Source organism: Streptomyces griseorubiginosus (assembly GCF_017614965.1).
GTDB lineage: Bacteria > Actinomycetota > Actinomycetes > Streptomycetales > Streptomycetaceae > Streptomyces > Streptomyces griseorubiginosus_B.
Genome location: NZ_WVUG01000085.1, coordinates 20,367 through 30,429, shown reverse-complemented (window position 1 = coordinate 30,429; position 10,063 = coordinate 20,367). Strand labels below are relative to the sequence as shown.

General features: G+C 68.5%; 9 protein-coding genes. 6 read left to right on the top strand and 3 right to left on the bottom strand.

Going from position 1 to position 10,063, the window contains the following annotated elements; genetic code table 11:
• The 6 genes from murJ to trxA form a co-directional block, all read left to right on the top strand.
• A partial coding sequence (murJ, locus tag GRC12_RS18120; RefSeq protein WP_208780342.1) for a murein biosynthesis integral membrane protein MurJ occupies positions 1 to 1,668 on the top strand: 1,668 nt, incomplete at its 5' end.
• 138 nt (positions 1,669 to 1,806) lie between these two features.
• Positions 1,807 to 3,528, top strand: coding sequence for a protein kinase family protein (locus GRC12_RS18115; RefSeq protein ID WP_208780341.1), 1,722 nt, complete (start codon positions 1,807 to 1,809; stop codon positions 3,526 to 3,528).
• A gap of 26 nt (positions 3,529 to 3,554) precedes the next feature.
• A complete protein-coding gene (gene sigM / locus GRC12_RS18110) occupies positions 3,555 to 4,280 on the top strand; it encodes an RNA polymerase sigma factor SigM (protein ID WP_208780340.1) in 726 nt (241 codons plus the stop codon).
• Entirely contained in the window at positions 4,277 to 5,155 is an 879-nt protein-coding gene (locus GRC12_RS18105) for an anti-sigma factor family protein (RefSeq protein WP_208780339.1), read from the top strand. Before sigM ends, GRC12_RS18105 begins: the two co-directional genes overlap by 4 nt.
• Positions 5,156 to 5,345: 190 nt before the next feature.
• The gene (trxB, locus tag GRC12_RS18095) at positions 5,346 to 6,314 is read left to right on the top strand and encodes a thioredoxin-disulfide reductase (protein ID WP_208780337.1); all 969 of its coding nucleotides are present in this window, start codon (positions 5,346 to 5,348) and stop codon (positions 6,312 to 6,314) included.
• Positions 6,315 to 6,357: 43 nt separating this feature from the next.
• Positions 6,358 to 6,687 carry a thioredoxin gene (trxA, locus tag GRC12_RS18090; protein WP_058924306.1) on the top strand — a complete coding sequence of 110 codons (330 nt, stop codon included), beginning with the start codon at positions 6,358 to 6,360 and terminating at the stop codon, positions 6,685 to 6,687.
• A gap of 74 nt (positions 6,688 to 6,761) precedes the next feature.
• Here the strand turns inward: trxA and GRC12_RS18085 are convergent, their stop codons facing one another.
• From GRC12_RS18085 to GRC12_RS18075, 3 genes are all read right to left on the bottom strand, one after another.
• A complete protein-coding gene (locus GRC12_RS18085) occupies positions 6,762 to 7,379 on the bottom strand; it encodes a GNAT family N-acetyltransferase (protein WP_208780336.1) in 618 nt (205 codons plus the stop codon).
• A 326-nt stretch (positions 7,380 to 7,705) separates the two neighbouring features.
• Complete coding sequence (locus GRC12_RS18080) at positions 7,706 to 8,794, bottom strand: ParB/RepB/Spo0J family partition protein (RefSeq protein ID WP_208780335.1); 1,089 nt, start codon at positions 8,792 to 8,794, stop codon at positions 7,706 to 7,708.
• The gene (locus tag GRC12_RS18075; RefSeq protein ID WP_208780343.1) at positions 8,791 to 9,864 is read right to left on the bottom strand and encodes a ParA family protein; all 1,074 of its coding nucleotides are present in this window, start codon (positions 9,862 to 9,864) and stop codon (positions 8,791 to 8,793) included. Before GRC12_RS18075 ends, GRC12_RS18080 begins: the two co-directional genes overlap by 4 nt.
• Between the last annotated feature and the right edge of the window lie 199 nt (positions 9,865 to 10,063).

Sequence of the window (10,063 nt, the reverse complement as noted above, 5' to 3'; positions counted from 1 at the left end):
CCCCCGGCCGCCACCTCGGCTCCGGCCGGGAAGAAGGGCGGCCGGGCCTCCGGGCTGCTGCAGTCCAGTGCCGTCATGGCCGCGGGCACGATGGTCTCCCGCCTCACCGGCTTCGTCCGCTCCGCGCTGATCGTCTCGGCGCTCGGCACCAATCTCCTCGGCGACACCTTCCAGGTGGCCTACCAGCTGCCGACGATGATCTACATCCTCACCGTGGGCGGCGGCCTCAACTCGGTCTTCGTCCCGCAGCTGGTGCGGTCGATGAAGGAGGACGAGGACGGCGGAGAGGCCTTCGCCAACCGGCTGCTGACCCTGGTGATGGTCGCGCTGGCCGCTCTCACCGTGGTCGGCGTCCTCATCGCGCCGCTCCTGGTGCGGACCCTGTCGAACTCCGTGGCCGGCGATCCGGCCGCCAACGAGGTCGCCATCACCTTCACCCGGTACTTCCTGCCCTCGATCTTCTTCATGGGCGTCCACGTGGTGATGGGTCAGGTCCTCAACGCCCGCGGGAAGTTCGGCGCCATGATGTGGACGCCGGTCCTCAACAACATCGTCATCATCGTCACGCTCGGCATGTTCCTGTGGGTGTACGGCACCTCCAGGGACTCCGGCATGAGCGTCACCACCATTCCGCCGGAAGGGCAGCGGCTCCTCGGCATCGGCGTCCTGCTCGGACTCGTCGTCCAGGCGCTGGCGATGATCCCCTACCTGCGTGAGACGGGCTTCCGGCTGCGGCTGCGCTTCGACTGGAAGGGCCACGGTCTCGGCAAGGCGGCGATGCTCGCCAAGTGGACCGTGCTCTTCGTCCTCGCGAACCAGGCCGGCGCGCTCGTCGTCACCCAGCTGGCCACCGCGGCCGTCAAGGACACGAACATCGCCGGTACCGGCTTCTCCGCCTACGCCAACGCCCAGCTCATCTGGGGCCTGCCCCAGGCCATCATCACGGTCTCCCTGATGGCCGCGCTGCTGCCGCGCATCTCGCGCTCGGCCGCCGAGGGCGACGGCGGCGCCGTCCGCGACGACATCTCCCAGGGCCTGCGCACCACGGCCGTCGCGATCGTGCCGATCGCCTTCGGCTTCCTCGCTCTCGGCATCCCGATGTGCACGCTCATCTTCGGCACGTCGGGCACCGGCGGGGCGACCAACATGGGCTACATGCTGATGGCCTTCGGTCTCGGCCTCATCCCGTACTCCGTGCAGTACGTCGTCCTGCGCGCCTTCTACGCCTACGAGGACACCCGGACCCCCTTCTACAACACGGTCATCGTGGCCGCGGTGAACGCGGCTGCCTCCGCCCTCTGTTATCTCGTGCTGCCGGCCCGCTGGGCCGTGGCCGGCATGGCCGCCTCCTACGGCCTCGCCTACGCCATCGGCGTCGGCGTCGCCTGGAACCGGCTGCGCAAGCGGCTGGGCGGCGACCTGGACGGCGCCCGCGTCCTGCGGACGTACGCCAGGCTCGGCATCGCCTCGGTGCCCGCGGCCGCCCTCAGCGGCGCCGCCTGCTACGGAATCGGCCACGCGCTCGGCCAGGGCGTCGTCGGGTCCTTCGCGTCGCTGCTGGTCGGTGGGGCGGTCCTGCTCGGGACCTTCTTCCTCGCCGCTCGCAAGATGCGCATCGAGGAGCTCAACTCGCTGGTCGGCATGGTCCGCGGGCGTCTGGGGCGCTGACGCGGGGGTACGCGCACAACCATCGTCCGCCACCGTGTGTCGTGCATAGCGGCGGACTGTGGGCACAATTGGTTTCGGCGTCGGACGGCGCGCACGGATGGCGGTCGGCGCGCAACGGATGGGGAGGCAGGGACGACGGTGGCGGAACGGAGCACGGCTGCCGTCGACGTGGCAGACAACAGCGGCGACCAGCCGCTGACCGCACAGGCGGACCAGTCCACGGCCGACGGGGTGGCCCAGAACCGGGAGCGGGACACGGAGATCGACGAGGCACAGGGGAGTGGCGGGACCGAAGGTTCCGGGGAGGCCTCAGCGCCCGAGCTGCACAGCGGTCACAAACTCGCCAGACGGTACCGCCTGGAGGAGTGCGTCACCCGTCTGGACGGATTCAGCAGTTGGCGGGCCGTGGACGAGAAACTTCGCCGCGCCGTCGGCGTCCACATCCTGCCCGCTGACCACGCGCGGGCCCGTTCCGTACTGGCCGCGGCCCGTTCCTCGGCGCTGCTCGGTGATCCACGCTTCGTGCAGGTGCTGGACGCGGTCGAGGAGAACGACCTCGTCTACGTCGTCCACGAGTGGCTCCCCGACGCCGTCGAGCTGACCACCCTCCTCGCCCCGGGCCCGCTCGAGGTGTACGAGGCGTACCAGATGGTCAGTCAGATCGCCTCCGCGATGGCGGCCGCGCACCGTGAGGGCCTGGCCCATCTGCGGCTGAACCCCAACGCCGTGCTGCGCACGTCGACCGGCCAGTGGCGCATCCGCGGCCTGGCCGTGAACGCCGCGCTGCGCGGCATCAGCTCCGCCACCCCGCAGCGCACCGACACGGAGGCCATCGGCGCGCTGCTGTACGCGGCGCTCACCCAGCGCTGGCCGTACGAGAGCGACGCCTACGGTCTGTCCGGGCTGCCCAAGGACGTCGGCCTGATCGCGCCGGACCAGGTGCGCGCGGGCGTGCACCGCGGTCTGTCCGAACTCAGCATGCGCGCGCTGGCCAACGACGGGGCGACCGCTTCCCGGCACGAGTCCCCCTGCACGACGCCGGAGGAGCTGGTGAAGGCGATCGGCGAGATGCCGCGCATCCGCCCCCCGGAGCCGGCGTTCACCGCCCCGCCGGAGTACCAGCGCACGACCTACCAGCAGGGCACCTACGGCCGTCCGGCACCGCACCCGGGCGCCACCCAGCCCGTCCCGTCACCACCGGCCCCGCTGCAGAGCCGTACCGGCAGGGCACTGAAGTGGGCCGTGTCGGCGCTCCTCATCGCCGCACTGGGGCTGGGCAGTTGGCAGCTCGCGGAAGTCCTCATGGACAGCGGCAACAAGTCCGACGACACCAACAAGACCCAGACGACGGACGGCAACGACAAGAACAACAAGGCGCCGAAGCCGGTCAGGACCCTCGCCATCCAGGGAGCGCAGGAATACGTCGCCAAGGGCGACGCACAGCACCCGGGCGACGTCGACAAGACCTACGACCACGACAGTTCCACGTACTGGCGCACCGCCAGCTACAAGGACGGTCCGACCATGAACCCCCTCTTCAAGCCCGGCGTCGGTATCGTCTACGACTTCGGCTCGAAGCAGGAGGTGTCCGCCGCCTCGATAGGGCTTCTGTTCGGCGGCAACCACACGACCGTCACGCTGTACGCGACCAATTCCATGAGTTCGTCGGTTCCGCTGGCGTCGATGACGAAAATGGGGTCCGTGACGACGACGGGAACGACCGCCAGGGTGAAGGTCACCAAGCCGGTGAAGAGCCAGTACGTGCTCGTCTGGTTCACGGCTCTGCCGTACGCACCGGGAGACTCGTACAGCAACGCGGGATACAAGCAGGCCATCACCGACCTGAAGTTCACAGGCTGAGCACGTCGTACACGGGAGGGGGTCCGATGGCAGATGGGAACGCATATGGCGACGCAAGCGATCAGGACCTTCTCGCCCGCCATGTAGAGGGCGACCCGGACGCCTTCGGCGAACTCGTACGCCGGCATCGGGATCGACTCTGGGCCGTGGCGCTGCGGACGCTGGGCGACCGTGAGGAAGCCGCCGACGCCGTTCAGGACGCGCTCGTGTCCGCCTACCGGGCCGCCCACACCTTCCGCGGACAGTCGGCCGTCACGACCTGGCTCCACCGCATCACGGTGAACGCCTGTCTCGACCGCGCCCGGAAGGCCGCCTCGCGCAAGACCGCTCCGGTCGAAGACACCGAACGGCTGGAGCAACTGCTGGAGCCGCACGAGGAAGCGTCGGCTCCCGCGGAACGCAACGACCTGCACCGCCAGCTGCTGGAGGCGCTCGGCACCCTTCCGCCCGACCAGCGTGCCGCCCTCGTCCTCGTGGACATGCAGGGATACCCCGTGGCCGAAGCCGCCGCCATGCTCGACGTCCCGACAGGAACCGTCAAGAGCCGCTGCGCCCGTGGCAGAGCGAGACTCCTGCCGCTGCTCACCCATCTCCGGCCGGAAAGCGCCGGTACCGGCAAAGAACAGGGTGAGAGGCGGAACCGGACTCAGGGGACATCCGTCCCACCGGCAGCGGGGCCGCCGACTGCCGGTCCACGTGATACCGGGCCAAGCGATTCAGCTGCTGTGAAGGGCGGAGGTGGGCGAGCGTGACATCCACGACGGACAGGGCCGGGCACCCGGACGTCGCCGAGATCTCCGACCTCACCGAGGGACTCCTTCCCGCGGCCCGCACCGCCGACATACGGCAGCATCTCGACACGTGCGAGCTCTGCGCGGACGTCTACGCGTCCTTGGAGGAGATCAGGGGACTGCTCGGCACGCTTCCCGAACCACCGCAGATGCCCGCCGACGTCGCCGGTCGCATCGACGCCGCCCTCGCCGCGGAAGCCCTCCTGGGCTCCACCGCACCTGACACCGGCGACAGCGCTCATGTTTCACGTGAAACATCGGCAACCACAGGCCGTCCCTCCGGGCGGGCACGGGTCTCGACGACCGGTCCGGGCCGTAAGAACCGCAAGAGGGCGGGACGTCGCAGGATCGCCGTTCTCGGTGGCGTCTTCGCGATCGCCGCGCTGGGACTCGGATCCGTACTGATCGCCACTCTCGACGACGGCAAGCCCTCCAGCCCGGAAGCCGGCGGCCGGCAGACCGCGACGGCGGACACCTTCTCAGACACCAAGCTGGAGAAGCAGGTGACCGACCTCCTGGCAAAGGCGCAGACCCAGGGACGCGGCTCCTCCGCTCCGCACAGCAGCGTGGGCGTGCAGGGTGACTCCGGCATCGTCTCGCCCAAGCTCGACCGGACGCCGTCGGTGCCTCCCTGCATCCAGAACGGCATCGGCCGCAACGACGTGGCGCTGGCGACCGAGGAGGGCAAGTACAAGGGCACCCACGCCCTGCTCGTCGTTCTCTCCGATCCCTCGGACAGCACCAAGGTGAACGCGTACCTCGTCGACACGGCGTGTGTGTCCCATCCGTCGACGAAGGCCAAGGTTCTGCTGAGGCAGTCCTACACCCGGCCGTAGCGCCGAGGCTTCGTCTGCGTCTCCCGTGGTATCCCGTACGGTGTCGCGTCTTCACGTGCTCCGGCGCCATGCTCCGTGCGCCCGGACACAGCGGGAATGCGCGCCCCTTAGGATCCGTTGGGTGGGGTGAGAGTTCCGAAAGGCGCTCCCGCCGGTCCGACGAAGCAGACCAGAGACGAGGAATCCAGCCGTGAGCGACGTCCGTAACGTGATCATCATCGGCTCCGGGCCCGCCGGCTACACGGCGGCGCTCTACACCGCGCGCGCGTCGCTGAAGCCGCTGGTCTTCGAGGGCGCCGTCACCGCCGGTGGTGCGCTCATGAACACCACCGAGGTGGAGAACTTCCCCGGCTTCCAGGACGGCATCATGGGCCCCGAGCTCATGGACAACATGCGCGCCCAGGCCGAGCGCTTCGGCGCCGAGCTCGTCCCGGACGACGTCGTCTCCGTCGACCTGACCGGTGAGATCAAGACCGTCACGGACACCGCCGGCACCGTGCACAAGGCGAAGGCCGTCATCGTCGCCACCGGCTCGCAGCACCGCAAGCTCGGCCTGCCGAACGAGGACGCGCTGTCGGGTCGCGGTGTGTCCTGGTGTGCCACCTGTGACGGCTTCTTCTTCAAGGACCAGGACATCGCCGTGATCGGCGGCGGCGACACCGCGATGGAGGAGGCCACCTTCCTCTCCCGCTTCGCCAAGTCCGTGACGATCGTCCACCGCCGGGACACCCTGCGCGCCTCGAAGGCGATGCAGGAGCGCGCCTTCGCCGACCCGAAGATCAAGTTCGTGTGGGACAGCGAGGTCGCCGAGATCCAGGGCGACCAGAAGCTGTCGGGTCTGAAGCTGCGCAACCTCAAGACCGGCGAGCTGAGCGACCTGGCGGTCACCGGCCTGTTCATCGCGATCGGCCATGACCCGCGCACCGAACTCTTCAAGGGCCAGCTCGACCTGGACGAGGAGGGCTACCTCAAGGTCGACGCCCCCTCGACCCGCACCAACGTGACCGGTGTGTTCGCCGCCGGTGACGTCGTCGACCACACCTACCGCCAGGCGATCACCGCCGCCGGTACCGGTTGCTCCTCCGCTCTCGACGCCGAGCGTTTCCTCGCGGCCCTGGCGGACGAGGAGCAGGCCGAGCCCGAGAAGACCTCCGTCTGACCCCCTTCCGCCCCACCGCACACCAGTAAAAGGAGCCCCCGCAGTGGCCGACCTGAAGAACGTGACCGACGACTCCTTCGAGCAGGACGTCCTCAAGAGCGACAAGCCCGTCCTGGTGGACTTCTGGGCCGCCTGGTGCGGTCCGTGCCGCCAGATCGCCCCGTCGCTCGAGGCGATCGCCAAGGAGTACGGCGACAAGATCGAGGTCGTCAAGCTCAACATCGACGAGAACCCGGGTACGGCCGCCAAGTACGGCGTCATGTCCATCCCGACGCTGAACGTCTACCAGGGCGGCGAGGTCGCCAAGACCATCGTCGGCGCCAAGCCGAAGGCCGCGATCGTCCGCGACCTCGAGGACTTCATCGCCGAGTGACGTTTCACGTGAAACATGAAGGGGCCGACCTGGACGGGTCGGCCCCTTCGCGTTGACGCGGCCCGTCAGGTCCGTCAGAGAGGACGGAGCGCAGGCTCCTTCTGTACGGCCCCCAGGAGCCGGTCGAGCGCCATCTCCACGTCTTCCTTCCAGGAGAGCGTCGTCCGCAGCTCCAGCCGCAGACGCGGGTACGTGGGGTGCGGCCGCACGGTCTTGAAGCCCACCGCCAGGAGGTGGTCGGCCGGCAGCACACACGCGGGCTCCTTCCACCGAGCGTCTCCGAAGGCTTCGATGGCCTTGAAGCCTCGGCGCAGCAGATCCTTGGCAACCGTCTGGACCATCACCCGGCCCAGCCCCTGCCCCTGGTAGCCCGGCATGATGAACGCGGTGATCAGCTGTACCGCGTCCGGTGACATGGGGCTCGTGGGAAACGCCGTGGAGCGGGGGACGTAAGCGGGCGGTGCGTAGAGCACGAAGCCCACCGGGACGTCGTCGACGTAGACGACCCGGCCGCATGATCCCCAGTCCAGCAGGACGGCCGAGATCCATGCCTCTTTCTCCAGCGCGGCCGTGCCCGCCTTTATCGCGGCCTCACCGCTGACGGGGTCCAGTTCCCAGAAGACACACGAGCGGCAACGGTTGGGAAGGTCCTGAAGGTTGTCCAGCGTGAGCGGTACGAGCCGACGCCCCATGAAGGCTGTTCCTCGCTTCCTTCGCCCGCAGCGTCGCGAGCGGCCGTCAGAGCGCTCCGTTCTCTCAGCAGGCTGCCGACGAAGCCGCCGACCGCGCCGAGTCCAAGGCCCGCGCCCACCAGCCCGGTGCGGCTCATCGTTCGCATGGCCCCTGCCCCCTCTCAGAGGTACTGCCAGGTGGATGCGCCATACCTGAACGCATCGTATCCACACAGCCATTCCATCGATACCGCCTGAAAGCAAAGAGCGGGCCGTGTCCGTACACACCGGACACGGCCCGCCTTGTCCACCGGCCGAGCGAGACGACTCGGACTGCCTCGGACTGCCTAGCCCTCGGACTCCTCCGAGTCACCCTCCACAAGGCCCTTCTGCAGGACCGGACCCTCGCCCGGGGCGAGTGTGCCGAGGATCCGCTCGAGGTCCTCCATGGAGGCGAACTCGACCGTGATCTTCCCCTTCTTCTGCCCCAGATCGACCTTCACCCGCGTCTCGAACCGGTCCGAGAGCCGGGTCGCCAAGTCGCTGAGCGCCGGGGAGACCCGGGCACCGGCCCGCGGCCCCTTGGAACGCTGAGCCGTCTGCGGCCGCGAGCCCATGAGGGTCACGATCTCCTCGACGGCCCGGACTGAGAGACCCTCGGCCACGATCCGGTGGGCGAGTCGGTCCTGCTCCTCCGAGTCCTCGACGGACAGCAAAGCCCTCGCGTGACCGGCGGAGAGGACCCCCGCGGCGACCCGCCGCTGGACCGCCGGCGAGAGCTTCAGCAGACGCAAGGTGTTGGAGACCTGAGGGCGGGAGCGACCGATGCGGTCGGCCAGCTGGTCGTGCGTGCAGTTGAAGTCCTTCAGGAGCTGGTCGTAGGCCGCGGCCTCTTCCAGCGGGTTCAGCTGCGCGCGGTGCAGGTTCTCCAGGAGGGCGTCCAGGAGAAGCTTGTCGTCCTCCGTGGCCCGCACGATCGCCGGAATCGCCTCGAGACCGGCCTCACGGCTGGCCCGCCAGCGCCGCTCACCCATGATGAGCTCATAGCGCGTGGGGCCGACCTGCCGCACGACGACCGGCTGGAGGAGGCCGACCTCCTTGATGGAGGTGACGAGTTCCTGCAGCGCGTCCTCGTCGAAGACGTCACGCGGCTGGCGCGGGTTCGGGCTGATGGAGTCGAGGGGAAGTTCCGCGAAGTGGGCCCCCATGGGAGGCGCGGGCGTCTCCGCGGCACCGTACAGCGACGGCTCCTCGGTTTCATGTGAAACAGGCGGCAGCGTCGCCACCTTCGCCGCGGCCACTCCGCGGTCGGTCGTCAGCACCGGAACCGATGCGGGGGACGCGGAAGCCGCAGCCGGGGCCGGCGTCTTCTCCGTCGGGGCCGCGGGGATCAGTGCGCCGAGACCACGGCCCAAACCCCTCCGTCGCTCGCTCACTGAATCCCCTCCACCATGCTCGGGTTGCTCTGGGCCCCGATATGGGCCTGCGTCGGGTCGTAACTGACGCCGACACCCTTCAGAGCGATTTCTCGTGCCGCCTCAAGATAGGACAAGGCACCGCTGGACCCCGGATCATAGGTCAGCACTGTCTGTCCGTAGCTCGGCGCCTCGGAGATGCGGACCGAGCGGGGAATGCTCGTCCGCAGCACCTCGTCGCCGAAGTGGGTGCGCACCTCTTCCGCGACCTGCGACGCGAGTCGCGTCCGGCCGTCGTACATGGTGAGCAGAATCGTCGAGACATGCAGGGCGGGGTTGAGGTGCCCCCGCACCAGGTCGACGTTGCGCAGCAGTTGCCCGAGACCCTCCAGCGCGTAGTACTCACACTGGATCGGGATGAGCACCTCCGCGCCGGCGACCAACGCGTTGACCGTCAGCAGACCGAGTGAGGGCGGGCAGTCGATGAGGATGTAGTCCAGCGGATGTTCGTATGCCTGGATCGCCCGCTGCAGTCGGCTCTCCCGTGCCACCAGGGACACCAGCTCGATCTCCGCACCGGCGAGATCGATGGTGGCGGGCGCACAGAAGAGTCCTTCGACATCGGGGACGGGCTGGACGACTTCGGCCAGCGGTTTGCTGTCGATCAGCACGTCGTAGATGGACGGCACTTCGGCATGGTGGTCGATTCCCAGGGCCGTGGACGCGTTGCCCTGGGGATCGAGGTCGACCACGAGGACACGGCCTCCGTGCACAGCCAGCGAAGCGGCGAGGTTGACCGTAGTCGTCGTCTTCCCCACGCCGCCCTTCTGGTTGGCGACCACGATGATGCGGGTCTGCTCGGGCCGTGGCAGGCCCTCGCCGGCGCGATTCAGCGCCTCCACCGCCAGTTGGGCAGCACGACCGATCGGAGTGTCGTCCATCGGGGGCGGTGTTTCACGTGAAACATCCTCCCCCATCGACTCGGTACGGGGACCGGGGACCGGATCGGTCATCGGTCCCGCGATGTTGGCGTCGGACCGCAAGGATTCACTCTCCTCGACTTCAGGCTCGCAATGAACAGAGCCTCCCATGTCTTCGGGGTTGTGAACCAGTGAGGCCTGTTGTTCTGTGGAGAAATCCACCTCTGTGGACAACTCCACACCCTCATCGAGTGAACCAAGGGGCTTTCGGTCGCGGGGTTCGGCCGCAGCGCGGCCCCGGCTGATGATGCCGTGCAGCAGTGAGCGACGTTTCACGTGAAACACGATGCACAGCAGCCGTGATCGAACT

What these genes read in the sequence shown, in the direction of transcription:
- sigM (WP_208780340.1), top strand. Translation starts at nt 3,555, where the DNA reads ATGGCAGATGGGAACGCATATGGCGACGCAAGCGATCAGGACCTTCTC.
- GRC12_RS18085 (WP_208780336.1), bottom strand. Translation starts at nt 7,379, where the DNA reads ATGGGGCGTCGGCTCGTACCGCTCACGCTGGACAACCTTCAGGACCTT.
- GRC12_RS18075 (WP_208780343.1), bottom strand. Translation starts at nt 9,864, where the DNA reads ATGGGAGGCTCTGTTCATTGCGAGCCTGAAGTCGAGGAGAGTGAATCC.